Origin of the sequence: Micromonospora sp. NPDC000663, assembly GCF_042898105.1 — a bacterium.
Lineage (GTDB): Bacteria > Actinomycetota > Actinomycetes > Mycobacteriales > Micromonosporaceae > Micromonospora.
Map to the genome: position 1 here is coordinate 979,725 of NZ_JBIAYR010000001.1, position 25,565 is coordinate 1,005,289.

Consider the following 25,565-nt stretch of genomic DNA (forward strand, 5'->3'; position numbering starts at 1 on the left):
ACCAGTCTGCCGGCTGTCACTCCCCGGCGGCACCCCCGCGCGGTCCCGGATGGTCCGCCGCGCGGTCGGCTCAGTCCAGTCGCCGCTCGATCGGCAGCCGGGCGCGGGTGAACAGGCCCGTGCCGAGCATCGCCACCAGGGGCACCAGCACCAGGACACCGAGCACCGGCCACGGCACCAGGTACGGGTACGGCACGGGCGCCGGCCAGGCCGTGGCGTACTGGCGGTTCACCGAGAACAGCACTATCGCGGCGGTGCCCAGGCCGGCCACGATGCCGAGCACCGAGCCGAGGCCGGAGATGACCCCGGCCTGGCAGATCGCCAGCACACGGCGGACCGCAGGTGCCGCGCCGACCGCCGCCAGGGTGGTCAACTCGGCGCGGCCCTCGGCGGCGGCGAGCGCGGTGGCGATCCCGGCCGCCCCCACCGTGATCAGCCCGGCCGCCGCCGCGAGCAGCAGGAGCAGCGGCGAGATGTCCCCCGGGGCGCCACCGCTCTCCACTGTGAGCGAGACCGCCCCGTAGGGACGCAGGGCGGCGGCGAACCGCTCCTGCCGTTCCCCGCTCGGCGGTGACGAGGTGCCGACCACCCAGCCGGCCGGTGCCGGCTTCAGGTCGAGCTCGCGCAGCGCGGCGGCGGAGAGCAGCAGGCGGGACTGGCCGACCGCCGCGGGTAGCGCGTACCCGGGCAGGTCGGCGGCTGCCGTCGTCGGCTGCTCCGAACCGGCGTTCCCTCGCTTGACCTGCACGGTCACCAGGCCGTTGTGCAGGTAACGTCCGTCGGTCACCACCACGCCGCCGGCGCGCAGCACCGCCGTCGCTGCGGCGGTCGCCGCCGGATCGGCGTTGGTGAGCCGTGGCAGCGCCGTCCCGTCGTCGACGAGCGGTTCGACGTAGGCGCCGTAGTAGTCCACCGCGCGCCGCTGGCAGCGTGGGTCGGCCCGGGCCTGGCGACGCTGCGCCGCGGACAGGTCGTCCCCGGGCCGCCACGGGCAGGCCCCTTCGGCCGGGAGCGCCGGCGCGACGTCGCAGTAACCGCCGGCGGGCGGCACGCAGACCGCGGCGGACAGCCCGACTACGGCGTCGGTGCCCAACTGCTCCCGCGCCGCGTCGGTGACCTGCGCCAGCGTGGGTGGCCGGGCCGAGTCGTTCGGGCTGACCAGCACGTGCCCGGGCGGCAGCATCGGCTGGTAGGCGTGCCGGTCGCGGAGGCCGTCGCTGGCCAGGTAGCCGCCGAGCGCGACGCTGCTCGCCACGGCTGCCATCACGGCGCAGATGGCCGGCGCGGCGGCGGCGCGGTTGCGGCTGGCGTCGCGCAACGCGATGCGGGGCGCCAGCGGCAGCACCCGGCCGAGCCGCGCGAGCACGCCGATCAGGGTGGGCGTGCAGCACACCAGGCCCAGCTCACCGAGGATGAGGCCGGTGAGGATCACCGCAGGCGAGGTCCGGGCGGCACCGAACGCCGCGAGCGCCGCCCCGCCGGCCACGAGCGACAACCCGAGCGCCAGCCATCGGCTCCGGGATGCCGGCGGCGTACGGCGCCCGGCCAGACCCGCGCTCACGTCCTGCCGGGCGACGGTCCACGCCGGCGCCAGCGCGGCGAGCACGCCGGTCAGCACGGCGACCCCGCCGAGCACCACCAGGGCAGCCGGCCAGCAGCGGTACCCGCCGAAGCGGGCGCCGAAGACGTACTGCTCCACAAGCGGACGGCAGGCGAACGCCGCGGCGACGCCGAGGACCAGGCCGACGGCGGCGCCCAGCACACCCAGCACCACGCCGTCGGCGAGTACGACCCGGCGCAGTTGGGCGGCGTCCCCGCCGGCCACCGCGACCAGCGCCAGGTCCCGGCGTCGGCGGCGGACACCCACCGCGAACGCCGGACCCACCAGCAGGACGACCTCCAGCAGGCCGAGGCCGGCGATCAGTACGCCGGTGCTCAGGTCGTTGGTGTCGGTCGAGCCGATCGACAGGGCCCAGCCGCGGCCCGGCTCGGGCGTGGAGCCCGTCCGATGGCGAGGTGTGACGAGCACGCCCCGCTCGTTGAGCCGGGCGACAAGCGCGGCGTCGACGCCGCCGGGCACGACCGCCAGCCATCTGCTGTCCAGCTCCGGAACGGTCCGTGGCACGGCTCCCGGGTGCAGCGCCACCACCAGCCCGAGGTCGTCGGGGAACTCCACCACCCCCACGACGGTGTACGTCCCGTTCCCGTCGGCCATCGTCAGCGAACGGCCGAGGCGCAGGTCCAGGCGGCGCAGTGCGGTGGGACTCACCGCCACCTCGCCTGGCTGCTGCGGTGCGCGGCCGGCCCGGAACCGGGCCGTCCCCCGGGCCAGCGGGTCGGTGAGGTCCAGCACCCGCCCGATGATGTTCTCGTCACGGTCCGGCCCCCGTACGCTCATCTGGACGCGGGCGCGTACCTCGGCGACGCGGCTGCCCGGCGGCAGCAGCGCGGCGACCTGACCGGCGGTGACCGGGCCGGCGGGTTGGTGCTCGCCCTCCCGCGTGTACCAGCTGCCGCCCCACTCGTCCTGCTCGACGGGGGTCTGGGAGATCCAGCGCAGCTCCGCGTCGGCAACGCCGAGTCCCCTGTCGATCCGCTCCTGCGGGGTCAGCTCGGCCATGTCGTAACTCGCCGCCAGGAAGGCCAGCACCAGCACCGGCAGGGCGATCATCGCGAGCACCAGGGCGGTACGACGGCGGGAGCGGCGGGCCTCCCGTCTGGCGATCCGCAGCGCGGCCCGCCACGAGCCGGTCAGCTCGGCGAACCTCCGCCGGCCGGCCCGGACCGGCCGGGTGGTCGACCGGGACGCCGGTACGTCGCGGCGGCCTGCGGCCCGTGGCGTACGGCCGGTGGTCACCGCTCGCTGCCGGACAGCAACTGCTCGACGCTGCCCAGCGGTGCGGTGGTGTCGACGAGCACCCCGTCGCGCAGGAACACGACCCGGTCGGCCCATCCGGCGTGCCGTGCCTCGTGGGTGACGAGCACCCCTGCGGCGCCCGCGTCGATGCGCCGGCGCAGCAGGTGCAGCACGGCCTCGCCGGTCTGCGAGTCCAACGCGCCGGTCGGCTCGTCGGCGAGCACCAGTCGCCGTTCGCCGACGAGCGCGCGGGCGATGGCCACCCGCTGCTGCTGGCCGCCGGAGAGCTGGTCGGGGAAGCGGTCGCCGAGCGCCGGCAGGCCCACCTCGGTCAGCGCGGCCATGGCCAGCGAGCGGGCCCGCCGACCACTGGTGCCGTCGAGTTCCAGTGGGAGGGCCACGTTCTCCACGGCGCTCAGACTGCCCAGCAGGTTGAGCTGCTGGAAGATGTAGCCGATCCGGCGGCGGCGCAGCTGGGCCAGCCCGCGCCGGTCCAGTGTCCCGAGCGGCTGTCCCTCGATGAACACCTCGCCGTCGGTCGGGCGGTCCAGGCCGCCGGCGAGGGCCAGCAGTGTGGACTTGCCGGAGCCGGACGGGCCCATCACGGCGACCAGCTCACCGGGTCGGACGACGAGGCTGACGCCACGCAGGGCGTGCACGGCGGCCGGGCCGGCCCCGTGGGTGCGTTGGACGGCGTGCAGCTCGAGCACCGCGTCGTCCGGTCCGCTCACCGTCGCGCCTCCTCCTCGGCCCACCGCGCCGCGTCGGGTGTGTCACCCGGTCCCGGTGCGGACGGCGGGGGGACGGCGGGTCGGTGGCGTACCAGGCTCGTCTCGCAGTGGTCCAGCCAGCGGACCTCGGCCTCGGCCTGGAACACCATCGAGTCCAGCACCAGCCGCCACGGCAGGTCCTCCGGCCGGTCGCTGCCGTACTTCAACCGGGTCAACTCCTGCAACGCCCGCATCGTCGCGCTGCGCTGCGCCTGCACCACCGAGCGGACGTCCACCCCAGGGGTGGTGAGCGCGAGGGCCAGCTTGATCGCCAGTTCGTCGCGGGGACGGTCGGTACGGCTGATCGGGGTGGCGAACCACAGCGCCAGGTCCGCCCGGCCGGCGTCGGTGATCTCGTACGGGCGCTGCCCGGCCTCGCTCTCCGGCAGCGGGCGCACCAGACCGTCCCGTTCCAGCCGGGACAGCGTGGTGTAGACCTGCCCGATGTTCAGCGGCCAGGTCGAGCCTGTCGACTCCTCGAACGCGGCGCGCAGCTGGTAGCCGTACATCTGGCCGCGTTCGAGCAGGGCGAGCAGCCCGTGACGGATGGACATGGCAACGGAGTATGCATACCTGGTATGCGCACCGCAACCGGAGCGGACCCGTTCAGGTCGGGCGGCCGGGAAATGCGACAGTCGGCGGGGTCACCCCTGCGGTCTTGCGCCACCGGGTGGCCCGTACGGCGTACTCGACCAGGGCGGCCAGCGCCTGGTCCCGGTCGGCGCCCGTGGTGGAGGCGAGCGCGGCCCGCCAGTGCGCGGCCGTCCGTTCCTCCACCTCTACGGCGAGCCGCAGCGCGCTCGCCCGGTCGGTGACCGGGAACGGCAGCGCGTACCCGGCCCGGTCCGGTGGGACGGTGCCGCCGCTGGTGCTGAGCTGCACGACCAGGGCGTCGCGTCGGCGCCGGTGCGCGGCCTCCGCCTGGCGTGCGGCGTCCCGGGCCGCGCCGGTGAGGCGTACCCCGATCCGGCCGTAGGCGTAGATGGCCGCGTACTCGGCGGACAGGGCGCCGGCGAGGGCCTCCGCGGCGGACGGCTGCTTCACTTGAGTGCCTCCTGGTGGGTGGCCCGGGCGGCGGCGATCGAACCGAGCAGCGCCGCCCGCTCGGCGGGCGCTGCGGCGCAGGCGGCGGTGGCGGTCCGCTGGCCGGCCTTCTCCAGGGCGCGCAGGGCGGCCAGCGCACCGGCCGGGTCGGCCGCCGGGGTGGCGCTCGGCGCGGCGGCGGGCGCCGAGGGCAGCGCGACGCCGACGACCCTTGCCAGTTCGGTGGCGTGCGCGGTGTGCGCCTCGGCGATCGGGCCGAGCCGGTCGGCCAGCTCCGGGTGCGCGGTCGCGCTCGCCCGGTGCGCCGCGGCGAGGCCGAGGGACTCGTCCACCATGGGCCGCAGCGGATCCGGCGGCGGCGCCGGCTGGTCGTCACGGTCGAAAAGATCACAGCCGGTCAGCGGCGTCACCGCGCCGCCGAGCGCGAGCAGCGCCCCGGCACGCAGGAGCTTTCGCCGGGAATGTCCGGATGATTGGTCGCGCGGTGTCGTTCTGCCGATCCCCACCGGGCAAGTCAACACCATCCGGGCCGTCGCGGGGGCCACCGGCGTCGGTGCGCCGCCCGGCCCGCCGGCCGGCAGGCGCGTTACGCTCTGCGCAGCCACCGGCGCGTCCGCTCCGGTGGTGTGCCGGCATGCCGGGACGACGTCCCGGTCGACCAGGGAAAGGGTGCGGAGATGACGCAGCGTGGCCGTGCCACCAGGTCGACGGGTCGACCCCGCGACGGCGCGGGTCCCCGGGGGCCGCGCGAGGGTGGTCCCCGCGGCGGTGATCTCGCGGCGCGTCGTACCCGACTGCGGACCGTGATCGAGCCGGTCGTCAACGGCGTCGGCTACGACCTGGAGGACCTGACGGTCTCCCGGGCCGGCCGCCGGCACGTGGTGCGGGTGATCGTGGACCGCGACGGCGGGATCGACCTGGACGCCGTCGCCGACGTCTCCCGCGCGGTCTCGACCGCGCTCGACGCGGCCGAGGAGGCCGACGGCGACATCGTCGCCGGCGAGTACCAGCTTGAGGTCAGCTCGCCCGGCGTGGACCGACCGCTCACCCTGCCCCGGCACTGGCGGCGCAACGTCGGCCGGCTGGTCAAGGTCACCGTCCGGGCTGCGGCGTCGTTGCCCCCCCAGCGCGGCGAGCGGCCCGCCGGCGACCGGCAGCTGACCGGCCGAGTGGTCGGCGCCGACGACGACGGCGTGCAGCTGGAGACCGACGACGGCCGCACCTCCTGGGCGTACGCCCAGCTGGGTCCGGGCCGGGTCCAGGTCGAGTTCACCCGCCTCGCCGAACTGGGCGAGCCGGACGAGCTCGACGACGCGGACGACACCGACGAGTTCGACGATTCAGACGACATCGACGACGAAGATGATGTGGAGGACGAGGAGAGGTGAACATCGACCTCGCGGCGCTGCGCGCACTCGAGCGCGAGCGGGAGATCCCGTTCGACACGATTCTCGCGGCGATCGAGACCGCACTGCTGACCGCCTACCGGCACACCGACGGCGCCGAGCCGCACGCCCGGGTGGAGATCGACCGCAAGTCGGGCGCCGCCCTGGTGTACGCGCAGGAGATGGACGCCGACGGCAGCCTGGTGCGTGAGTGGGACGACACCCCGCACGACTTCGGCCGGATCGCCGCCATGACCGCCAAGCAGGTGATCCTCCAGCGACTGCGGGAGGCCACCGACGAGGTGCACTTCGGCGAGTACGTCGGCCGTGAGGGCGACCTGGTCACAGGTGTGGTGCAGGCGCACGAGACACGGACCGAGAAGGGCATCGTCAGCGTCGACCTGGGCAAGCTGGAGGGCGTGCTGCCGCAGTCCGAGCAGGTGCCCGGCGAGCGGTACGCCCACGGTGAGCGGGTCCGCTGTGTCGTGGTGCACGTGGCCAAGGGCATGCGCGGTCCGCAGATCACCCTGTCCCGGTCGCACCCGGCGCTGGTCAAGAAGCTGTTCGCGCTGGAGGTGCCGGAGATCGCCGACGGCACTGTGGAGATCGGTGCGATCGCCCGTGAGGCAGGTCACCGTACGAAGATCGCCGTCCGTTCCACCACGCCCGGTGTGAACGCCAAGGGTGCCTGCATCGGCCCGATGGGCCAGCGGGTGCGTGCCGTGATGAGCGAGCTGCACGGCGAGAAGATCGACATCATCGACTGGTCGGACGACCCGGCCACCTTCGTCGGCAACGCGTTGTCGCCGGCCAAGGCGCTGCGGGTCGAGGTCGTGGACCTGGCCGGTCGGGCCGCCCGGGTGACGGTTCCGGACTTCCAGCTCTCCCTCGCCATCGGGCGGGAGGGGCAGAACGCCCGACTCGCTGCCCGGTTGACCGGTTGGCGGATCGATATCCGGTCCGACGCGGAGCAGACCGCACCCGCCGCGCGCGGGGCGGCGGATCACGTGCCGGAGCCGGGCGGCGCGATCTCGGGCAGCTAGGGGTAGACTTCCTCCAGTGGTACGACGCGCGCAGCCGGAGCGCACCTGTGTGGGCTGCCGGAAGCGTGCGCCGGCCAGCGAATTGCTGCGGATCGTCGCGATCGGGGACGAGGCTGGTTACAGCCTCCGGCCTGATCCGCGCCGCAGGCTGCCGGGTCGGGGGGCGAACATGCACCCGGATCCGGCCTGCTTCGCGCTGGCTGTGCGGCGCCGCGCCTTCGGGCGTGCGTTGCGCATCACCGAGGTCCTCGACCACGGTGTGCTGGCGGAGCACGTCGATGCGCCAACCACTACGTCCGGTCAGCCCGACCGGGCGAGGGTCGCTAGCAGGGTAGGACGACCGACATGAGCACACGATGAAGTCCCTGAAATGACCAGGCTTCAAGTGCACGAGTGAGGTCGCTGCGGGTGCTGCCCGCACGACCTCGGAGTGAGGAGTGCAGTGGCAGGCAAGGCCCGCGTACACGAGCTTGCAAAAGAGCTCGGGGTCGAGAGTAAGACCGTTCTCGCCAAGTTGAAGGAAATGGGCGAGTTCGTGAAGTCCGCGTCCAGCACCGTCGAGGCGCCCGTCGCCCGTCGGCTGCGTAACGCATTCGTCGCGTCCGCCGGTGGTCCGGCGCTCGCGGCCCCGTCGGCGCCCGCTTCGGCGCCGGCCACGAGCCCGAGTTCGACCCCGACGCCGTCCCCGACCCCGGGCGCGCCACGGGTCTCGGCCAAGCCGATGCCGCCTCGGCGGCCGGCCGCGCCGGCTCCCGGCCCGAAGCCGAAGGGTCCGGTGCCCGGTGCGCCGCAGCCCGCGGCGCCGGTCGCCAAGCCGGCGAGTGCCCACGACATCGAGGTGGCGGCCGCGGAGGCGCGTGCCGCCGCGCTGAAGGCTGAGCAGGAGGCCGCGGTCAAGGCCGCGCAGGCCGCCCGCCAGCAGCAGCGGGACAACGTCCGCCGGGAGCCCCCGACGGACGGTAACCGCCCCGGCCCCCGGCCGGGTCCGGCCGCGATGCCTCCCCGTCCCGGTTCGCCGGCAGCTCGTCCGAGCACGCCGGCTCCCGGTCCGGGTGCTCGGCCGGGCGGTCGTCCGCCGGCGCGCGGCGCCGGTAACAACCCGTTCGGTATCCAGGGTGGCCAGCAGCGGCCCCCGGCCGCCGGCGCGGGTGGCCCTCGGCCGAACAGCCCGGCGGGTATGCCGCCGCGGCCCAGCCCGAACTCCATGCCGCCGCGGCCCAGCCCGGCGTCCATGCCGAGTCAGCGTCCGGCCGCCGGTCGCCCCGGCCCCGGTGGCGCTGGTCGTCCCGGTGGCGGTGGCGCCGGTCGTCCCGGTGGCGGTGGCGGTGGTTTCCGTGGCGGTCCCGGCGGTGGCGCCGGTGGCGGCGGCGGTTACCGCGGCGGCCCCGGTGGCGGCGGTGGTGCCGGCGGTGGCGGTGGCTACCGTGGCGGTCCCGGCGGCGGTGGCGGTGCTCCCGGCGGCGGTTTCCGTCCGGGTGCCCCGTCCGGCGGTGGCGGTCGTCCGGGTGCCGGTGGCCGTGGCCGTGGCGGCGGCGCCGCGGGTGCCTTCGGGCGTCCGGGTGGCCGGCCGACGCGCGGTCGCAAGTCCAAGAAGCAGCGCAGACAGGAGTTCGACAACCTGTCGGCTCCGACCATGAGCTCGGGTGCTCCCCGGGGTCAGGGTCAGGTCGTCCGGCTGTCCCGTGGCGCCTCCCTGTCGGACTTCGCCGACAAGATCAACGCCAACCCGGGTTCTCTGGTCCAGGAGATGTTCAACCTGGGCGAGATGGTCACCGCGACCCAGTCCTGTTCTGACGACACCCTGCAGCTGCTGGGTGAACACCTGGGCTTCGACATCCAGATCGTCAGCCCGGAGGACGAGGACCGCGAGCTGCTCGCGCAGTTCAACATCGACCTCGACGCGGAGGTGGCCGAGGAGCGTCTGGTCAGCCGTGCGCCCGTCGTGACCGTCATGGGTCACGTCGACCACGGTAAGACCAAGCTGCTCGACGCGATCCGTAAGGCGAACGTCGTGGCCGGTGAGGCGGGTGGCATCACCCAGCACATCGGTGCGTACCAGGTGCACGTTCCGCACGAGGGTGTGGACCGCGCGGTGACCTTCATCGACACCCCGGGTCACGAGGCGTTCACCGCCATGCGTGCCCGTGGTGCCCAGGTGACGGACATCGTGATCCTGGTGGTCGCGGCCGACGACGGCGTGATGCCGCAGACCATCGAGGCGTTGAACCACGCCAAGGCGGCCGACGTGCCGATCGTGGTCGCGGTCAACAAGGTCGACAAGCCGGAGGCCAACCCGGACAAGGTCCGCCAGCAGCTGACCGAGTACGGCCTGGTCGCCGAGGAGTACGGCGGCGAGACCATGTTCGTCAACGTGGCCGCGAAGCCGGGCATCGGCATCGAGGAACTCCTCGAGGCTGTCCTGCTGACCGCCGACGCGTCGCTGGAGCTGACCGCTCCGATCGACGGGCCGGCGCAGGGTGTGGCCATCGAGGCGCACCTGGACAAGGGCCGCGGTGCGGTGGCGACGGTGCTGGTGCAGAAGGGCACCCTGCGGGCGGGCGACTCGATCGTCGCCGGTGGGGCGCACGGCCGGGTCCGGGCGATGCTCGACGAGAACGGCAACCAGGTCTCCGAGGCCGGGCCGGCGCGTCCGGTCATGGTCCTGGGTCTGACCGCGCCTCCCGGCGCGGGCGACACGTTCCTCGCCGCGGCGGACGACCGGACGGTGCGGCAGATCGCCGAGCAGCGCCAGGCGCGGCGGCGGGCGGCGGCATTCGCCAACTCCCGTGGTCGGGCCACCCTCGAGACGCTCATGGAGCAGCTCAAGGAGGGCGAGAAGACGTCGCTCAACCTCATCCTCAAGGGCGATGTCTCCGGTTCGGTGGAGGCCCTGGAGGACGCGCTGTTCAACCTCGACATTCCCGAGGAGGTCCAGCTCAAGGTCCTCGACCGGGGCGTCGGCGCGATCACCGAGAGCAACGTCATGCTCGCGAGTGCCTCGTCCGAGCCGGTCACGATCATCGGCTTCAACGTGCGGGCCTCGAACAAGGTCCGTGAGATGGCCGACCGCGAGGGCGTGGAGATCCGGTACTACACCGTCATCTACCAGGCCATCGAGGAGATCGAGGCGGCGCTCAAGGGCCTGCTCAAGCCGGAGTACGAGGAGGTCGAGCTGGGCACCGCGGAGATCCGCGACGTCTTCCGCTCGTCCAAGATCGGCAACATCTCCGGTTGTATCGTCCGGTCGGGCATCATCCGACGCAACGCGAAGGCACGCCTGCTTCGGGACGGGACGGTCGTGGCGGACAACCTCACGATCACCTCGCTCAAGCGGTTCAAGGACGACGCCACCGAGGTCCGCGAGGGCTTCGAGTGTGGTCTGACCCTGGGTGGTTACAACAACGTCCAGGTCGGCGACGTCATCGAGACCTTCGAGATGCGGGAGAAGGCTCGCGCCTGATCCGGCAGTGACACGCTGATCAAGGGGTTTACGCCGGACGGCGTAAACCCCTTGATCATGCGGGGTCGGGTGGCGGTATCGTCCGGGGCGATGTTCACCGGAAACGCGGTCTTCGACCTGCTGCTGCCGGGCGACTCCCGGTCGCTCAAAGCCAAGAGATCATATGTACGGCCGATCGTGGCGGCGTTGCGCCGTTTCGAGGTGTCGGCCGCCGAGGTGGGTGCGCTCGACCTGCACGGTCGAGCGGAGATTGCGGTGGCCGTGGTGGCCGCCGAGGCGGCGCACGTCCGCGAGGTGCTCGACTCGTGTGAGCGCCTGGTGGCGGCTCGCCCGGAGGTCGAGTTGCTGTCGGTGCGGCGCCGGTTGTACGGCGCGGACGACGACTGACCAGGGTGCCGGCCGGGCCGGGCGACCGGCTCCGGCCGCGAAGGTAGTGTTCGAGTTGTTGGCCGGTCGGCCGGCGTCCTGCGGGTCGCCGGGCGGCCGGGAGCAGGACGCCGTGGAGGTGGCGAGATGTCTGATCCGGCCAAGGTACGCCGGCACGCGGAACGGGTGCGTGAGCTGGTCGCGTCGGTGGTGCGGAGCCAGATCAAGGATCCGCGGCTCGGCATGATCACCATCACCGATGCCCGGATCACCGCGGATCTGCGTGATGCGACCGTCTTCTACACGGTGCTGGGTGACGCGGTGGCGCAGGCGGACACCGCGGCGGCCCTGGAGAGCGCCAAGGGGCTGCTGCGCAGCACCGTCGGCAAGGCTCTCGGGCTGCGGCACTCGCCGACGCTCACGTTCGTCCTGGACGACGTGCAGGACCAGGTCAAGCACATCGACGATCTGCTGGCCGCGGCCCGCAACGCCGACGCCGAGGTGCAGCGGCTCGCCGCCCGGGCGGAGTACGCGGGCGAGGCGCAGCCGTACCGGGTCGACGACGAGGACGATGACGAGACGGACGAGGCAGACGAGGCCGCCGACGTCACGGAGACCCCTCGGGGTGGGGAAGCGCGGTGACCGGCACCGCCGGCGCGCAGCTCGCCCCGCCGGTCGGTGCCGGCCCCGCCGAGGCGGACTGGGCGGCGGCCGAGGCGCTGATCCGTGCTCTTCCACCGACCGGGCGGGTGCTGCTGATCTGCCACGTGAATCCGGACGGGGACGCGCTGGGCAGCATGCTCGGCTTCGGTCTGGGGCTGCTGCGCCTCGGTGTGGGCAGGTTGCAGGCGACCTTCCCCGGGCCGCCGGAGGTGCCCGAACCATTCCGTGGGCTGCCCGGCCTGGAGCTTCTGGTTCCGGCGAGTGACGTGGACCCGGCACCGGACCTGGTGATCTGCTTCGATGCGGCGAGCCAGTCGCGTCTGGGCGAGTTGGCCGGGCGGTTGACCAGCGCCGGCGCGGCGTTGGTGCTCGACCATCACGCCTCCAACGACGGCTTCGGCACCGTCAACCTGGTCGACCCGACCGCCGCCGCGACGTCGGTGGTGGCCGAGCAGTTGCTGACCCGGCTCGGCGTACCGCTGGACCGGGCCATCGCCGAGTGCCTGTACGTGGCGCTTACCACGGACACCGGTTCGTTCCGGTTCGAGGCGACCACCCCTGCCGTGCACCACCTGGCCGCCCGGTTGCTCGCCACCGGCATCTCGCCGGGGGACATCTCCCGACGGGTCTTCGACACCCGTCCCTTCGGCGCGGTGCGTCTCTTCGGTGAGGTGCTCGGCAGGGCCCGGCTGGAGCCGGCCGCCGCCGACGGCCGTGGGCTGGTGTGGACCTTCGCCACGCTTGAGGACCTGAGCCGGCACGACCAGCGCCCGTACGTGCTGGAGGCGCTCATCGACTCGGTGCGGTGCACCGCCGAGGCGGACGTGAGCTGCGTGTTGAAGCAGGTCCGGCCGGACGAGTGGGCGGTGTCCATGCGCAGCAAGGGCGGGGTCGACGTCAGTCGGGTAGCGGTCGCGCTGGGCGGTGGTGGCCACCGGTTCGCGGCGGGCTTCACCGGCCGGGGGAGCGCCGAGCAGGTGATCGGGTCGATCCGCGATCAGCTGGACGCGGCGCTGATTCGCTCCGACGCCTGAGGGGTTTGCGCCGGGCGGGGAAGATCAGGGTCAGCTCCGGGGAGTGTTGGTCTTTCGGCACTCCGTGATAGCGGGAAGAATTGCGGGATGGAGCAGCCGCACGACCTCACCGTGGAGGCCCCCCGCGCCTGGGATCGGCCCGCCGTCTCCGTCCCCGTCCTGGTCTGCCTGTCGCTCGTCGGTGGGCGGTTCGTGTCGTTCTCCACCGAGGCGAATCTGTACACCCTCGGCACCGGTGGCGTGCTGATCTGGCTCGGTCTGAGCAACCGGGTGCCACGCCGGCCGGCGCCGCGCCGGTTGGGTGCGGGCGCGGCCTGGTGGGCGCTGCCGGTGGTGGTGTTCGGGGTCTTCGAGGGCGTCACCTTCGTCATGGCTGTCGGTGACGACTTTCCCACCTTCTCCCGGCTGGCCGATCCGCTGCTGGAGGACCACCTGACCCGGTCGGCGGCGTGGTTCGCCTGGTTGGCCGCGTTCTGGGGGCTGGTGCGGCGATGATGCGGGCGCTCGCGATCGGCGGTTTCCTCACCTCGCTGGCCCTGTTCGCGGCGGTCGAGTGGCTGGCCCGGCGGGAGGGCTCCCGCATCCCGACCCTGGGCGAGGTCTGCGCGTACGTGATGCGGTACGAGGTCGGCCCGGTGCCGGTGGGCCGGATCGGTCTGTTCGGGTTCTGGTGGTGGCTGGGCTGGCACTTCCTGGCCCGCTGAGTCGGCTGCCGCCCGTCCAAATGGCGGGAACCAGGAGCAGCATGTGGACCTGAACGATAACTTGGGAGACGGCCGGCACCGCGCTGCGGTGCAGGTCGTGGGCTGTGGTGCCACACCTCGCGCCGCCTCCCTCCAGGGTCGCACCGACCCGGGCTCACGCTGCCCAGTCGGCTGCTCCGGTAACCCCGGACCGCCGTGGGGCGCTCAGCACGACCCCCCGTGAGGGCCGCCGCGCGTCGGTGGCTCACACCCTGGAAGGAGCGCCACCATGGCGAACAAGCCCAAGCCCGAAACCACTGACGACGCCCGCGAGCAGGCCCGCCGCGCGCTGCAGACGTCGATGGACACCCGTCAGTAGATCGTTCCAGGCGGCGGGACGCCGCCGAGGCGTCCCGCGGCAGCGCGACCACGCGCCCGGCTCGACGCCCTGACCCGGCTGCCGCTCGCGATCCTCGGCGTCCGCGCCGTCCCGTGCCTGTCCCGCTCGACCCGGCAACGCCCGGGCGGCCGGGGCGGGCCGGGTGTCCCCGTCCTGCCCCGGCCGCCCGGGGAGCTGCTCAGGACAGGAACTTGTCCAGGGCGGTCTCGATGGTGCCGGAGTCCGGCGACGCGTACGCCTTCCTGGTGGTGCTGTTGTACGAGATGACGCTCGGGCACCTGTTCGCCGGGGCGGCCACGGTGCCACCGTCACCGATCTTCTCGCCGGTCTTGGCGGCGTAGAAGGTCAGGGTGTAGCGCGACGAGATGTAGTCCACGCTGACCTGCTTGCCGTCCTTGTCCTTGTACAGGCACTTCGTCGGCTCACCCTGGCTGCCCTCCACGAACTCGAGGCAGCCGACCACCGACACCGTCTGGTACTCGGTGGTCTTGGCCGAGTAGGGCTTGCTCGACGCGATGTACTTCGACGACCAGAACGTCGGCCGGTCCGGGCTGTTCGAGAACGTGTACGCCTTGGCGCCGGCCGGGCCGCTGTAGGGTGCCGCGTTCAGGATCCGGCTGCCCTCGCAGACGTTCGACAAGTCGCTGGAGAAGCGGGCCGTCATCGAGTTGTTGTCGCTCGGAGGGCCCGACTGCCCGGACGTGGGGGAGGCCGTCGTGCCGGGGGTGGGTTCGGTGGACGTGACGGTCGTGGGCTCGTCGTCGTCGTTTCCGAGGGCGACCAGGAGGCCGATGCCGCCGCCGCACATGGCGAGCAGGAGGACGACCGCGCCGACAGCAAGTCCGATGATCAGGCCCTTGTTCGACTTCTTGGCCGGCGGAACGGGGGCGCCGTACTGCGGCATCGGGGGCGGCTGCCCGTAGGGCGGGTACCCGCCCTGCTGCGGCGCGGGAGGCCCGCTCCAGGGCGTGACGTTCGGGTCAGGCTGCTGCCCGTACGGAGGGTATTGGTCACTCATCGTAAGCCCTTATCGCTGTCGGAACGTTGCCAAGATCGGGGGAACGTCGTCAGGGTAGTAAGCCATGCAAGCGGAGCGGCCGGCACTCGTCCCGGCCACTGTCGCCCCGCCGGCCAGCGCCGGACGGGGAGCGGCACGCGTAAGTCATTAGGCGCCTTGCACTCCTTACTCTGGCCGTGCCAGGATCGGCGGCGATGAGCCAGCCAGCCCACACCGACACCGCGCCGGCCACCGCCGGATCGGCCTCGCCTCGCCGCATCGCCGCGCTCGCCCTGCCGGCCCTCGTGGTGCTCGCCGCCGAGCCGCTCTACGTGCTCGTCGACACGGCGGTGGTCGGGCACCTCGGCCGGGTTCCGCTCGCCGCGCTCGCCGTCGCCGGCACGGTGATGACGCTCACCGCCTGGGTCGGCACCGTCGTCGCGTACGGCACCACCGGACGGGCGGCCCGTCGCTTCGGCGCGGGCGACCGGGCCGCCGCCGTCGCCGAGGGCGTCCAGTCGTCCTGGTTGGCGTTCGGTGTCGGACTGCTGATCGCGATCGGGATGCAGTTCGGCGGCGGCGCGTTGGCACGTACCCTCGCCGGCGGCGGTGGCGACGTGGCCGACGCCGCCGCGCAGTGGCTGCGGATCGCGGCCCTCGGCGCCCCGGGCCTGCTGCTCGCCGCCGCCGGCAACGGCTGGCTGCGCGGCGTGCAGGACACCCGCCGCCCGTTGTACTTCGTGCTCGGCCCCAACCTGCTGTCCGCGCTGCTCTGCCCCCTGCTGGTCTACCCCGGCGGGCTCGGCCTGGCCGGTTCCGCGGTCGCCAACGTGGTGGCCCAGACCATCGCCGGTGGGCTCTTCGCCGCCGCGCTTGTCGCCGAACGGGTGTCGCTGCGGCCGCAACCCCGGGTGATCCGCCAGCAACTGGTGCTCAGCCGGGACCTGCTGATCCGGGGCGTGGCGTTCCAGGCCAGCTTCCTGTCCGCGACCGCCGTCGCCGCCCGCTTCGGCGCCGCCGCCGTGGGCGCCCACCAGATCGCCCTGCAACTCTGGTTCTTCTCGGCGCTGGTGCTCGACGCCCTCGCCATCGCCGCGCAGTCCCTGGTCGGTGCCGCGCTCGGAGCCGGCGACGCGGCGGACGCCCGGGCGCTGGCCCGACGGATCGGCAGGCTCGGCGGCGTCTGCGGCATCGGCTTCGCGGCGCTCATCGCCGCCGGCGCCGGCGTCGTGCCGTCGTGGTTCAGCTCCGATCCGCAGGTACGCGAACAGGCCATGGTGGCCTGGCCGTGGTTCGTCGTCATGCTGCCGCTGGCCGGGGTGGTGTTCGCCCTGGACGGCGTGCTGATCGGCGCCGGCGACGTGCGCTACCTGCGCAACCTCACAATCGTGGCGGCGCTCGGCGGCTTCCTGCCGGCCATCTGGCTGGCGTACGTGCTGGATCTCGGGCTGGGCGGCATCTGGGCAGGGCTCACCCTGTTCGTGGTGATCCGGCTGGTCGCCCTACTGCTGCGTCTGCGCAACGGCAGGTGGGCGGTCGTCGGGGCGATCCGCTGACCGCGCCCTCCGGATCAGCAGGGGCCTGGGGTAGGCCCGACGGCGCCGGCCACGTCGACCGGGGTGGTGCTGCCCGGGGTGGCGCACGGCATGGGCGTCGCGCGGGCACCGTAGGCGACCCAGCTCATGATCGCGAGGCCGACCACCAGCAGCAGGGCCAGCGCCATGCCGGAGCCGATCAGCAGCGGGCCGTTGTGCCGGGCCGAGAAGAAGCGCAGCCGGTCCAGCCCGGTCGGTTGGTGCTCGACCTCCGGTGACCGCATCCAGTCCGGCAACTGGACCGGGTTGATCTCGGCGACCGGTGCGGGGCCGGGGGGGCGCTCCCGGATCCGGTGGCGTCCGCTCGCCCGCCGTTGGCGTGTCCGCCACAGGTCCTCCGTCAGTAGTAGTGGTCACCCATCGCCAGCGCGAACAGGTAGTAGGCGCCGAACACCGCAGCCGTCCCCAGCACGGCGGCGACGACGAACGACACCACGGCGACGACGTGCGGATGCGAATCGCCCCACCGGGTCCGGTCGCGCCACCGCCACCACGCGCGGCGGGCGGCGTCCAACCTCGGATGCCGCTCCACGAGGCCGTCGAGCAGCCGTGCGGGGGTTCGCCGCGCTGGGGTGGGCTGCCGCATCCAGTCCGGCAGGTCGACGGGGTCGCGGTGCTCGTGGGCCGGACGTTGGTCGGGGGTCATCGGCGGTCCTGGTGTGGCGACGACGGTAGGGGGCGGATGATCATTGCATCCCGGGGGGCGGCGCGCTGCCCCGTCCACTCCCGTCGCGCGGCATGAAGCGCCGCCCACGCATCCGCGCCTACCGGGCGTCTGGCAGGCTTGGCCGACGTGAGCACCGATGGTCTGATCGTGGTCGACAAACCCGGCGGCATGACGTCGCACGACGTCGTGGCGCGGATCCGCCGACTGGCGAAGACCCGCCGGGTCGGCCACGGCGGCACCCTCGACCCGATGGCCACCGGAGTGCTCGTCATCGGTGTGGGCCGGGCCACCCGGCTGTTGACGTACGTGATCGGCGCGGGCAAGAGCTACACCGCCACCGTCCGGCTCGGTCAGGCCACAGTCACCGACGACGCCGAGGGCGACGTGATCGCCACCACCCCGGCCGGCCTGGTGACCGACGAGGCGATCCGCGCGGCGCTGGCGGGCCTGAGCGGCGAGGTCGACCAGGTGCCGAGCGCGGTCAGCGCCATCAAGATCAACGGACAGCGGGCGTACAAGAGGGTCCGCGACGGCGAGAGCGTGGAACTGCCGGCGCGTCGGGTCACCATATCCCGACTGGAGGTGCTGGCGATCCGCCGTACCGAACCGGACGTGGTCGACGTGGACGTGGACGTGACCTGCTCCTCCGGCACGTACATCAGGGCCATCGCCAGGGACGCGGGCCTGGCGCTCGGCGTCGGTGGGCACCTGACCGCGCTGCGCCGGACGGCGGTCGGCGGCTTCACCCTCGACGAGGCGGTCACCCTCGACGAGCTGGAGCAGCGCGCCCCGGCCGTGGTGAACCTCCCGCTGGACGCGGCGGCCGACAGGTTCTTCCCGCGCCGTGACGCCACGCCCGACGAGGCGCGGGTGCTCGCCCACGGCGGCCCGCTGGACCCCACCGGGCGCACCGGGCCGTACGCCGTCTTCGGTCCGGCGGGCGGCCTGATCGCTATCGTCAGCGAGCGGGACGGGCGGGCCCGCGCGGAGATCGTGCTCGCCCCGGCCTGACGGCGGGGCGCAGGTCCGCCGGCCCCGGCCGGCGGGACAGCAGGGGAGGAGCGGCATGCAGCGGTGGCGGGGGTACGACGCGGCGCCCGGAGGGTGGGGACGCTCGGTCGTCACCATCGGCGTCTTCGACGGCGTACACAGGGGGCACCAGGCGACGATCGGCCACGCCGTGGCCCGCGCCCGGGAGTTGGGCGTGCAGTCGGTGGTGGTCACCTTCGATCCGCACCCGGCCGAGGTGGTCCGCCCCGGCTCGCACCCGGCGGTGCTCACCGAGCAGGCCCGCAAGGCGGAACTGATCGAGGCGCTCGGCGTGGACGTGCTCTGCGTGGTGCCGTTTACCCAGGAATTCTCCCGGCTGCCTGCCGAACAGTTCGTGCACGACGTCCTGGTCGAGCACCTGCACGCCGCGCTTGTGGTGGTCGGCGGCAACTTCCGCTTCGGGCACCGCGCCGCCGGTGACGTGGCGCTGCTGGAGCGGCTCGGCCAGACCTTCGGCTTCGGCGTGGAGGGCGGCCCGCTGGTCACCGAGGACGGCACCGTCTTCTCCTCCACGTACATCCGCTCCTGCGTCGACGCGGGCGACGTCGGCGCGGCGGCGGCGGCGCTGGGCCGGCCGCACCGGCTCGAGGGCGTGGTGGTCCGCGGCGACCAGCGCGGCCGGGAGCTGGGCTTCCCCACCGCCAACCTGCTCTGCCACAGGTACGCGGCGGTGCCCGCCGACGGGGTGTACGCGGCCCGGCTGATCCGCCGCGGCCAGCACGAGCCGCTGATGGCTGCCGTGTCGGTGGGCACCAACCCGACCTTCTCCGGGCGGGAGCGGCGGGTCGAGGCGTACGCGCTGGACTTCTCCGGCGACCTGTACGGCGAGCGGCTGGCCCTGGACTTCGTGGCGCACCTGCGGGGGCAGGTCCGGTACGACTCGATCGAGCCGTTGATCGCCCAGATGAACCAGGACGTCGAGCGCACCCGACGCGCCCTGAGCTGACCCTCACGCGGCCCGGCCGAGGCCCTTGGCCGGCTGTTACCGGCGGGTGCTGGTAGTCTTGCCGGGACGTCGGGTGACCGGCGTGGGGCCTCGCGTGCCTGCTCGACGCCGCGGGTGCGAGGTACCGGTCCGTTCCCGGTCCATCGGGACGACGGACACCCACTTGATCAACCCATCGAAACAGGGAGAACATGGCGCTCGACCAGGAAGCCAAGGCCAGCATCCGTGCGGAGTACGCGACCGCCGAGGGCGACACCGGTTCGCCGGAGGTCCAGGTCGCGGTCCTCACCAAGCGGATCGCCGAGCTGACCGAGCACCTGAAGGTGCACAAGCACGACCACCACAGCCGCCGTGGGCTGCTGCTGCTGGTCGGCCGTCGCCGTCGGCTGCTCAACTACGTCCAGAAGAAGGACATTGCGCGCTACCGGTCGCTCATCGAGCGGCTCGGCCTGCGCCGGTGACGTGACGGGGGAGTGGCCGACCGGCCGCTCCCCCGCACCGCGTCCCACCTGAAGAACACGGGCCGCGCGACCACCCGAGAGGGAGCCGGTCAGCGTACCGGTCTCCGGTAGTGGCCCCCGGGAACCCGGCATTGCGCCGGCCACCCGGGCGCTTCGATCGAAGACCGGCCGGCTGAGCAGCTCCCCGACGTCGCAGGCCCACGACGCGAAGGAGCACGACAGCACATGACCGAGACCAAACTCGGCACCGAATCCCGCACCGCCGTGATCGACAACGGGTCCTTCGGCACCCGTGAGATCACCTTCTCCACCGGCCGGCTGGCCCGTCAGGCCGCCGGTTCCGTCATCGCCCAGCTGGGCGAGACGGTGGTTCTCTCCGCCACCACCGCCGGCAAGCAGCCGAAGGAGCAGTTCGACTTCTTCCCGCTGACCGTCGACGTCGAGGAGCGGATGTACGCCGCGGGCCGCATCCCCGGCTCGTTCTTCCGCCGTGAGGGCCGGCCCAGCGAGGACGCGATCCTCACCTGCCGCCTGATCGACAGGCCGCTGCGCCCGTCCTTCGTCAAGGGCCTGCGCAACGAGGTCCAGGTCGTCGAGACCATCCTCGCGCTCGACCCGCAGCACCCGTACGACGTCGTGGCGATCAACGCCGCCTCGATGTCGACGAAGCTCTCGGGTCTGCCGTTCTCCGGCCCGATCGGGGCGACCCGTGTCGCCCACATCGATGGCCAGTGGGTCGCCTTCCCGACCCTGGAGGAGCTGGCCCGGGCCACCTTCGACATGGTCGTGGCCGGCCGCACGCTCGACGACGGCGACGTCGCGATCATGATGGTCGAGGCCGAGGCCACCCCGAACGCCGTCGCGCTCATCTCGGCCGGTGCCGCCGCCCCGACCGAGGAGGTCGTGGCCAGCGGCCTGGAGGCCGCCAAGCCGGCGATCCGTGAGCTGTGCCGCGCGCAGAGCGAGCTGGCCGAGGTCGCCGCCAAGCCGGTCGCCGAGTTCCCGGTCTTCCTGGACTACCAGGACGACGTCTACGACGCCGTGGCCGAGTTCGCCCGCGGTGACGTGGCCGAGGCGATCACCATCGCCGGCAAGGCCGACCGCGAGGAGGCCCTGGACCGGGTCAAGGCCCGGGTCGCCGAGGAGCTGGGCGCTCGGTTCGAGGGTCGGGAGAAGGAGCTGTCCGCAGCCTTCCGCTCGCTGACCAAGTCCGAGGTGCGCAACCGCGTGCTACGCGAGCAGGTCCGCATGGACGGGCGTGGCCCGCGCGACATCCGGGCGCTGACCGCCGAGGTCGGCGTGCTGCCCCGGGTGCACGGTTCGGCGCTGTTCGAGCGGGGCGAGACCCAGATCCTGGGCGTCACCACGCTGAACATGCTCCGTATGGAGCAGATGGTGGACACGCTGTCCCCGGAGAACCGCAAGCGCTACATGCACAACTACAACTTCCCGCCGTACTCGACGGGTGAGACCGGCCGGGTCGGCTCGCCGAAGCGTCGCGAGATCGGCCACGGCGCTCTCGCCGAGCGCGCGCTGATCCCGGTGCTGCCGTCGCGCGAGGAGTTCCCGTACGCCATCCGGCAGGTGTCCGAGGCGCTCGGCTCCAACGGCTCCACCTCGATGGGTTCGGTCTGCGCCTCGACGCTGGGCCTGCTCTCCGCGGGTGTGCCGTTGAAGGCGCCGGTCGCCGGCATCGCGATGGGTCTCATCTCCGACGAGGTGGACGGCAAGACCCAGTACGTGACGCTCACCGACATCCTCGGTGCCGAGGACGCGTTCGGTGACATGGACTTCAAGGTCGCAGGTACGCCTGAGTTCGTCACCGCGCTCCAGCTCGACACCAAGCTCAACGGCATCCCGTCGGACGTGCTGGCCGCCGCGCTTCAGCAGGCCAACGAGGCCCGGCAGGTCATCCTCGGCGTGATGAAGGCGGCTATCGAGGCTCCGGCCGAGATGTCGGACTACGCGCCGCGGGTCACCACCGTCAAGATCCCGGTCGACAAGATCGGCATGGTGATCGGCCCGAAGGGCCAGACCATCAATGCGATCCAGGACGAGACCGGCGCCGAGATCTCCATCGAGGACGACGGCACGATCTACGTCGGCGCCACCAACGGCCCGTCGGCCCAGGCGGCCGTCGACCGGATCAACGGCATCGCCAACCCGACCCTGCCCAAGCAGGGCGAGCGGTTCCTCGGCACGGTGGTCAAGACCGCCGCGTTCGGTGCGTTCATCTCGCTGCTGCCGGGCCGGGACGGCCTGCTGCACATCTCCAAGGTGGGCGACGGCAAGCGGGTCGAGCGCGTCGAGGACTTCCTCAACGTCGGCGACCGGGTCGAGGTCGAGATCGCGGACATCGACGCCCGCGGCAAGATCTACCTGGACAAGGTCCGCCCGGAGGGCGCCGAGGCGCCGGCCGCCGGTGAGGCCGCCGGTGGCGACCGACCGGCTGGCCGGGACCGGGGCGAGCGGGGTCCGCGTGACCGGGGCGACCGCGAGCGTGGCGGCGACCGGGGCGGGCGTGGCCCGGAGCGCGGCGACCGTGGCGAAGGCGGCGGCGGCGAGGGTGGTGGCGAGGGCGGCGAGCGTCCGCGCCGCCGGACCCGGCACAGCTGACAGTCGTACACCGCATCACCCACCCCTCGTCGAACCGGGAGCACCACGTGAGTCGGGCCTTCAGTGCGCCGTTTCCACCGGATCGACGGGGGGTGGCTCCGTCTCGGGCCACCGGGGCGGGCCGTTCCGGCGGCACCGCCCGCGCGGTGACCCGGACGCTCAGCGACGACCCGCTGGGCGGCACGGTACGTCGTACCGTGCTGCCCAGCGGCCTGCGCGTGCTCACGGAGGCGATTCCGGCGATGCGCAGCGTCTCGTTCGGCGTCTGGGTGGCGGTCGGCTCGCGTGACGAGACCGGCCCGCAGGCCGGCGCCGCGCACTTCCTGGAGCACCTGCTCTTCAAGGGCACCCACAAGCGCACCGCACTGGAGATCTCCTCGCAGATCGAGGCGGTGGGTGGCGAGACGAACGCCTTCACCACGAAGGAATACACCTGCTACTACGCCCGCGTGCTGGACGAGGACCTGCCGCTGGCGATCGACGTGATGTGCGACCTGGTCGCCGACTCGCTGCTGGAGCCGGCCGACGTGGAGACAGAACGTGGCGTGATCCTGGAGGAGATCGCCATGCACGACGACGAGCCCGGTGACGAGGTGCACGACCTCTTCGCCCGCGCCGTCTACGGCGACCACCCGCTGGGTCGGCTGATCTCCGGCACCGAGGAGACCGTCACGCCGATGACCCGGCGGCAGATCCAGAGCTTCTACCGAAGCCGCTACACGGCGCCGCAGATCGTCATCGCCGCCGCCGGCAACCTGGATCACGCCGCGGTGGTCAAGCTGGTGCGCCAGGCCGTCCGGGGCACCCCCCTGGACAGCGACCCGGCCAGCTCGGCGCCGCACCGCGCGGCCACCCCTGCGGTACGCACCAAGACGGCGACCACACTTGTCGAGCCGAAGGAGACCGAGCAGGCGCACGTCCTGCTCGGCTGCCCCGGCATCGACCGCCTCGACGACCGGCGCTTCGCCCTCGGGGTGCTCAACAACGTGCTCGGCGGCGGCATGTCCAGCCGCCTGTTCCAGGAGATCCGCGAGCAGCGCGGCCTCGCGTACTCGGTGTACTCGTACGCCAGCCAGTACGCCGACACGGGCCTGTTCGCCGTCTACGCCGGCTGCGCGCCGGGCAAGGTCGACGAGGTGCTGGCCCTGACCCGCGCCGAACTGGCCCGGGTCGCCGCCGACGGGTTGACCGAGGCCGAGGTGGCCCGGGGCAAGGGCATGAGCAAGGGCTCGTTCGTGCTCGGCCTGGAGGACACCGGCTCCCGGATGAGCCGGCTGGCCAAGGGTGAGCTGCTCTACGGCGACCTGATGCCCGTGGACGAGCTGCTCCGCCGGGTCGACGAGGTGACCGTCGAGGACGTGAACACCCTCGCCGCGGAGCTGCTCAGCCGCCCGATGTCGCTGGCCGTGGTCGGCCCGTTCGGGGAGAGCGACTTCGCGGTCTGAGGGCCCTCGCCGTACGTCCGGGTGTGCGTCCCGGTCGGTGGAGCCGACCGGATCCGACGACTGGGGCACGTCCCGATTGGGATAGGTTGTGCCCCGTGACTGACGAGCGGGACACGATTCGGGTAGGCGTTTTCGGTGCGCGTGGCCGGATGGGCATGGAGGTCTGCAAGGCGGTGGAGGCCGCCGAGGATCTCACCCTCGTGGCGTCGGTCGACCAGGGCGACGACCGTTCCGCCGTCTCCGGCGCCGACGTGGTCGTCGACTTCACCACGCCGGACGTCGTCATGGACAACCTCCAGTGGTGCATCGACCAGGGCATCAGCGCGGTGGTCGGCACGACAGGCTTCACCGGGCAGCGCCTGGAGCAGGTACGCGGCTGGCTGTCCGGCAGGCCCGAGGTGAGCGTGGTCATCGCCCCGAACTTCGGCATCGGCGCGGTGCTGATGATGCAGTTCGCCGCGCGGGCCGCCCGGCACTTCGAGTCCGTCGAGATCATCGAGCAGCACCACCCGCGCAAGCTGGACGCCCCGAGCGGCACCGCCACGCACACCGCCCGGCAGATCGCCCAGGCCCGCGCCGAGGCCGGCCTCGGCCCGGTGCCGGACGCCACCACTGACGAGGTGCCGGGCGCGCGGGGCGCCGACATCGACGGGGTACGCGTGCACGCCGTCCGAGCCACAGGTCTGGTCGCCCACCAGGAGGTGCTTTTCGGCACGACAGGCGAGACGTTGACGATCCGGCACGACTCGTACGACAGGGTGTCGTTCATGCCCGGTGTACTGCTGGCCATCCGCGCGGTGCGCGACCGCCCCGGCCTCACCGTCGGCCTGGACGCCCTGCTCGACTGAGCCGCCTCCCTACAAGAGCTGACCGGGTAGCATCCGCCGATGATCGATGGTAGACATCTCGACCGCGTCGGCCGGCAGGTCACCCTGCGCCCGGTCGACGACGACAACTGGCGGGCGGTGGCCGACGTCGCCCCGCGCGACGACCAACGCCGGTTCGTGGCCGCGCTGGGTGCGCGTTACCTGCTGCTCAGCATGCGCTCCGAGGTGTGGACCTCCCTCGCCGTGTACGCCGACGAGACAGTTGTCGGCCACGTCATGTGGGGTGTGGACGACGACGGCTCGCACTGGGTCGGCGGAATGCTGATCGACGCCGCCGAGCAGGAGCGTGGCGTGGGCCGCGCGACGGTGCAGACCCTTGCCCCCTGGCTGGCGGCCCGGCCCGGCAACCCCCCGGTCCGCCTGTCCTACCACCCCGACAACACCCGGGCCGCCGCCCTCTACACGTCCCTGGGCTTCCGCCCCACCGGCGACTGGGACGACGAAGAGCTGATAGCCCAACAAACCCCCGTTGATCATGAGGTTGTCGCCACGACACGCTGTGCCGAATGACGACAACCTCATGATCGACGGGGAGTGGGCGGGGGAGTGGAGAGGGCCGGGGGAGTGGAGGGGGCCGGGGCCACCACAGCTGTCACTCGACCTTCTCGGCCGGCACGGCCACGTGCAGGCGCACCTGAGGCACCAGCATGTCGTCGACGTCGAGCGCCCGGGCAGCGCCGTCGGGCTCCCACCCGGTGCTGGTGAGGAACGTGCGGGTCGCCTCGTCGCCGTCGAACGCCCAGGCCACCGCCCGACCCATCCCGTCCTCGCGCCACAGGTCCACGGTGGCGGCGAGCAGCCGACTGCCGTGCCCCCGCCGACCCCAGCGCGGCTCCACGAGCAGGTCGGTCACGGCGGCCACGTCCGGGCCGAGCGCGTCGGCAGGCTCGCCCGGAGCGAGTGCCTCGGCGTCGGCCGGGCCGGAGGCGGCGAACCCCACCAGATACGATTGCTCGGCCTGTTCGACGGCGACCAGCACCCGGTGCGCGCCCGAGGGCGGCTCCAGCACCGCGGCGCTCCACCGCCGGGCGAGGAACGCCTCGTCCAGGTTGTCGAGCACGTGCCGAGGAAGGATCCGGCGGTACGCGACCCGCCAGGTCGCGAGCTGGATGCGTGCGATCTCGCCGGCGTCCTCGGGACGCGCCGGGCGGACGTACCCGAGAGCCATGGGACGGAAGCCTACGCAGGGCCAGGGA

General features: G+C 72.9%; 26 protein-coding genes. 17 read left to right on the top strand and 9 right to left on the bottom strand.

The window, feature by feature from the left end; genetic code table 11:
- Nucleotides 1–70: 70 nt before the first annotated feature.
- Genes ACFY1S_RS04700 through ACFY1S_RS04720 form a run of 5 tightly spaced genes read right to left on the bottom strand, consistent with a single transcriptional unit; the run spans nucleotide 71 to nucleotide 5,195 of the window.
- Entirely contained in the window at nucleotides 71–2,857 is a 2,787-nt protein-coding gene (locus tag ACFY1S_RS04700; protein WP_387112873.1) for an FtsX-like permease family protein, read from the bottom strand.
- On the bottom strand, nucleotides 2,854–3,588 hold the full coding sequence (locus ACFY1S_RS04705; RefSeq protein WP_387112875.1) for an ABC transporter ATP-binding protein: 735 nt from the start codon (nucleotides 3,586–3,588) through the stop codon (nucleotides 2,854–2,856). The genes ACFY1S_RS04700 and ACFY1S_RS04705 overlap by 4 nt, the downstream gene beginning before the upstream one ends.
- Nucleotides 3,585–4,181, bottom strand: coding sequence for a PadR family transcriptional regulator (locus ACFY1S_RS04710; RefSeq protein WP_387112877.1), 597 nt, complete (start codon nucleotides 4,179–4,181; stop codon nucleotides 3,585–3,587). The genes ACFY1S_RS04705 and ACFY1S_RS04710 overlap by 4 nt, the downstream gene beginning before the upstream one ends.
- 52 nt (nucleotides 4,182–4,233) lie before the next feature.
- On the bottom strand, nucleotides 4,234–4,671 hold the full coding sequence (locus ACFY1S_RS04715; protein WP_139586916.1) for a ferritin-like domain-containing protein: 438 nt from the start codon (nucleotides 4,669–4,671) through the stop codon (nucleotides 4,234–4,236).
- Entirely contained in the window at nucleotides 4,668–5,195 is a 528-nt protein-coding gene (locus ACFY1S_RS04720; RefSeq protein WP_387114290.1) for a hypothetical protein, read from the bottom strand. Before ACFY1S_RS04720 ends, ACFY1S_RS04715 begins: the two co-directional genes overlap by 4 nt.
- A gap of 153 nt (nucleotides 5,196–5,348) precedes the next feature.
- On the opposite strand from ACFY1S_RS04720, the gene rimP reads away from it, so the two are divergent.
- The 9 genes from rimP (at nucleotide 5,349) to ACFY1S_RS04765 (ending at nucleotide 13,326) form a co-directional block, all read left to right on the top strand.
- Nucleotides 5,349–6,059 carry a ribosome maturation factor RimP gene (gene rimP, locus ACFY1S_RS04725; protein WP_387112879.1) on the top strand — a complete coding sequence of 237 codons (711 nt, stop codon included), beginning with the start codon at nucleotides 5,349–5,351 and terminating at the stop codon, nucleotides 6,057–6,059.
- On the top strand, nucleotides 6,056–7,099 hold the full coding sequence (gene nusA / locus ACFY1S_RS04730) for a transcription termination factor NusA (RefSeq protein ID WP_357984930.1): 1,044 nt from the start codon (nucleotides 6,056–6,058) through the stop codon (nucleotides 7,097–7,099). Before rimP ends, nusA begins: the two co-directional genes overlap by 4 nt.
- Before the next feature lie 16 nt (nucleotides 7,100–7,115).
- On the top strand, nucleotides 7,116–7,448 hold the full coding sequence (locus ACFY1S_RS04735) for a YlxR family protein (protein ID WP_357984933.1): 333 nt from the start codon (nucleotides 7,116–7,118) through the stop codon (nucleotides 7,446–7,448).
- A gap of 93 nt (nucleotides 7,449–7,541) precedes the next feature.
- Nucleotides 7,542–10,559: a translation initiation factor IF-2 gene (gene infB, locus ACFY1S_RS04740; protein WP_387112882.1), complete on the top strand. Its 3,018-nt coding sequence runs from the start codon at nucleotides 7,542–7,544 to the stop codon at nucleotides 10,557–10,559.
- Nucleotides 10,560–10,649: 90 nt separating this feature from the next.
- Complete coding sequence (locus ACFY1S_RS04745) at nucleotides 10,650–10,946, top strand: DUF503 domain-containing protein (RefSeq protein ID WP_139586911.1); 297 nt, start codon at nucleotides 10,650–10,652, stop codon at nucleotides 10,944–10,946.
- Nucleotides 10,947–11,072: 126 nt separating this feature from the next.
- A complete protein-coding gene (gene rbfA / locus ACFY1S_RS04750) occupies nucleotides 11,073–11,567 on the top strand; it encodes a 30S ribosome-binding factor RbfA (protein WP_387112884.1) in 495 nt (164 codons plus the stop codon).
- Nucleotides 11,564–12,622, top strand: a complete 1,059-nt coding sequence (locus tag ACFY1S_RS04755) for a bifunctional oligoribonuclease/PAP phosphatase NrnA (RefSeq protein ID WP_387112886.1) — start codon at nucleotides 11,564–11,566, stop codon at nucleotides 12,620–12,622. The genes rbfA and ACFY1S_RS04755 overlap by 4 nt, the downstream gene beginning before the upstream one ends.
- 87 nt (nucleotides 12,623–12,709) lie before the next feature.
- Entirely contained in the window at nucleotides 12,710–13,117 is a 408-nt protein-coding gene (locus ACFY1S_RS04760) for a hypothetical protein (protein WP_387112888.1), read from the top strand.
- Nucleotides 13,117–13,326, top strand: a complete 210-nt coding sequence (locus tag ACFY1S_RS04765; RefSeq protein ID WP_208761104.1) for a DUF6186 family protein — start codon at nucleotides 13,117–13,119, stop codon at nucleotides 13,324–13,326. The genes ACFY1S_RS04760 and ACFY1S_RS04765 overlap by 1 nt, the downstream gene beginning before the upstream one ends.
- A 557-nt stretch (nucleotides 13,327–13,883) precedes the next feature.
- On the opposite strand, the gene ACFY1S_RS04770 is transcribed toward ACFY1S_RS04765, so the two are convergent.
- The gene (locus tag ACFY1S_RS04770; RefSeq protein WP_387112890.1) at nucleotides 13,884–14,723 is read right to left on the bottom strand and encodes a hypothetical protein; all 840 of its coding nucleotides are present in this window, start codon (nucleotides 14,721–14,723) and stop codon (nucleotides 13,884–13,886) included.
- Between the two features lie 194 nt (nucleotides 14,724–14,917).
- Between ACFY1S_RS04770 and ACFY1S_RS04775 the strand changes: the two genes are divergently transcribed.
- Nucleotides 14,918–16,258, top strand: coding sequence for an MATE family efflux transporter (locus ACFY1S_RS04775; protein ID WP_387112892.1), 1,341 nt, complete (start codon nucleotides 14,918–14,920; stop codon nucleotides 16,256–16,258).
- Nucleotides 16,259–16,272: 14 nt separating this feature from the next.
- Here ACFY1S_RS04775 and ACFY1S_RS04780 read toward each other — a convergent pair whose 3' ends face one another.
- Together ACFY1S_RS04780 and ACFY1S_RS04785 are read right to left on the bottom strand one after the other, a co-directional pair.
- Nucleotides 16,273–16,521, bottom strand: a complete 249-nt coding sequence (locus tag ACFY1S_RS04780) for a hypothetical protein (protein ID WP_387112894.1) — start codon at nucleotides 16,519–16,521, stop codon at nucleotides 16,273–16,275.
- 116 nt (nucleotides 16,522–16,637) lie between these two features.
- Nucleotides 16,638–16,943, bottom strand: a complete 306-nt coding sequence (locus tag ACFY1S_RS04785) for a hypothetical protein (RefSeq protein ID WP_387112896.1) — start codon at nucleotides 16,941–16,943, stop codon at nucleotides 16,638–16,640.
- Between the two features lie 147 nt (nucleotides 16,944–17,090).
- Between ACFY1S_RS04785 and truB the strand changes: the two genes are divergently transcribed.
- From truB to ACFY1S_RS04820, 7 genes are all read left to right on the top strand, one after another.
- The gene (truB, locus tag ACFY1S_RS04790) at nucleotides 17,091–17,975 is read left to right on the top strand and encodes a tRNA pseudouridine(55) synthase TruB (RefSeq protein ID WP_387112898.1); all 885 of its coding nucleotides are present in this window, start codon (nucleotides 17,091–17,093) and stop codon (nucleotides 17,973–17,975) included.
- Nucleotides 17,976–18,030: 55 nt separating this feature from the next.
- Nucleotides 18,031–18,960 (top strand): bifunctional riboflavin kinase/FAD synthetase, encoded by a 930-nt coding sequence (locus tag ACFY1S_RS04795; protein WP_387112900.1) that lies wholly within the window; start codon nucleotides 18,031–18,033, stop codon nucleotides 18,958–18,960.
- Between the two features lie 191 nt (nucleotides 18,961–19,151).
- On the top strand, nucleotides 19,152–19,421 hold the full coding sequence (rpsO, locus tag ACFY1S_RS04800; protein ID WP_030337594.1) for a 30S ribosomal protein S15: 270 nt from the start codon (nucleotides 19,152–19,154) through the stop codon (nucleotides 19,419–19,421).
- 225 nt (nucleotides 19,422–19,646) lie between these two features.
- The gene (locus ACFY1S_RS04805; protein ID WP_387112902.1) at nucleotides 19,647–22,037 is read left to right on the top strand and encodes a polyribonucleotide nucleotidyltransferase; all 2,391 of its coding nucleotides are present in this window, start codon (nucleotides 19,647–19,649) and stop codon (nucleotides 22,035–22,037) included.
- A gap of 47 nt (nucleotides 22,038–22,084) precedes the next feature.
- Nucleotides 22,085–23,482: a M16 family metallopeptidase gene (locus tag ACFY1S_RS04810; protein WP_387112904.1), complete on the top strand. Its 1,398-nt coding sequence runs from the start codon at nucleotides 22,085–22,087 to the stop codon at nucleotides 23,480–23,482.
- A 95-nt stretch (nucleotides 23,483–23,577) separates the two neighbouring features.
- On the top strand, nucleotides 23,578–24,330 hold the full coding sequence (dapB, locus tag ACFY1S_RS04815) for a 4-hydroxy-tetrahydrodipicolinate reductase (protein ID WP_387112906.1): 753 nt from the start codon (nucleotides 23,578–23,580) through the stop codon (nucleotides 24,328–24,330).
- A 39-nt stretch (nucleotides 24,331–24,369) separates the two neighbouring features.
- On the top strand, nucleotides 24,370–24,879 hold the full coding sequence (locus ACFY1S_RS04820) for a GNAT family N-acetyltransferase (RefSeq protein ID WP_387112908.1): 510 nt from the start codon (nucleotides 24,370–24,372) through the stop codon (nucleotides 24,877–24,879).
- An 82-nt stretch (nucleotides 24,880–24,961) separates the two neighbouring features.
- On the opposite strand, the gene ACFY1S_RS04825 is transcribed toward ACFY1S_RS04820, so the two are convergent.
- On the bottom strand, nucleotides 24,962–25,537 hold the full coding sequence (locus tag ACFY1S_RS04825) for a GNAT family N-acetyltransferase (protein WP_364366621.1): 576 nt from the start codon (nucleotides 25,535–25,537) through the stop codon (nucleotides 24,962–24,964).
- Nucleotides 25,538–25,565 lie beyond the last annotated feature (28 nt).

What these genes read in the sequence shown, in the direction of transcription:
- ACFY1S_RS04710 (WP_387112877.1), bottom strand. Translation starts at nt 4,181, where the DNA reads ATGTCCATCCGTCACGGGCTGCTCGCCCTGCTCGAACGCGGCCAGATG.
- ACFY1S_RS04720 (WP_387114290.1), bottom strand. Translation starts at nt 5,195, where the DNA reads ATGGTGTTGACTTGCCCGGTGGGGATCGGCAGAACGACACCGCGCGAC.
- ACFY1S_RS04770 (WP_387112890.1), bottom strand. Translation starts at nt 14,723, where the DNA reads ATGAGTGACCAATACCCTCCGTACGGGCAGCAGCCTGACCCGAACGTC.
- rpsO (WP_030337594.1), top strand. Translation starts at nt 19,152, where the DNA reads ATGGCGCTCGACCAGGAAGCCAAGGCCAGCATCCGTGCGGAGTACGCG.
- rbfA (WP_387112884.1), top strand. Translation starts at nt 11,073, where the DNA reads ATGTCTGATCCGGCCAAGGTACGCCGGCACGCGGAACGGGTGCGTGAG.
- ACFY1S_RS04765 (WP_208761104.1), top strand. Translation starts at nt 13,117, where the DNA reads ATGCGGGCGCTCGCGATCGGCGGTTTCCTCACCTCGCTGGCCCTGTTC.
- ACFY1S_RS04820 (WP_387112908.1), top strand. Translation starts at nt 24,370, where the DNA reads ATGATCGATGGTAGACATCTCGACCGCGTCGGCCGGCAGGTCACCCTG.
- ACFY1S_RS04825 (WP_364366621.1), bottom strand. Translation starts at nt 25,537, where the DNA reads ATGGCTCTCGGGTACGTCCGCCCGGCGCGTCCCGAGGACGCCGGCGAG.
- rimP (WP_387112879.1), top strand. Translation starts at nt 5,349, where the DNA reads ATGACGCAGCGTGGCCGTGCCACCAGGTCGACGGGTCGACCCCGCGAC.
- ACFY1S_RS04795 (WP_387112900.1), top strand. Translation starts at nt 18,031, where the DNA reads ATGCAGCGGTGGCGGGGGTACGACGCGGCGCCCGGAGGGTGGGGACGC.
- ACFY1S_RS04785 (WP_387112896.1), bottom strand. Translation starts at nt 16,943, where the DNA reads ATGACCCCCGACCAACGTCCGGCCCACGAGCACCGCGACCCCGTCGAC.
- ACFY1S_RS04760 (WP_387112888.1), top strand. Translation starts at nt 12,710, where the DNA reads ATGGAGCAGCCGCACGACCTCACCGTGGAGGCCCCCCGCGCCTGGGAT.
- ACFY1S_RS04805 (WP_387112902.1), top strand. Translation starts at nt 19,647, where the DNA reads ATGACCGAGACCAAACTCGGCACCGAATCCCGCACCGCCGTGATCGAC.
- ACFY1S_RS04775 (WP_387112892.1), top strand. Translation starts at nt 14,918, where the DNA reads ATGAGCCAGCCAGCCCACACCGACACCGCGCCGGCCACCGCCGGATCG.
- ACFY1S_RS04780 (WP_387112894.1), bottom strand. Translation starts at nt 16,521, where the DNA reads ATGCGGTCACCGGAGGTCGAGCACCAACCGACCGGGCTGGACCGGCTG.
- ACFY1S_RS04745 (WP_139586911.1), top strand. Translation starts at nt 10,650, where the DNA reads ATGTTCACCGGAAACGCGGTCTTCGACCTGCTGCTGCCGGGCGACTCC.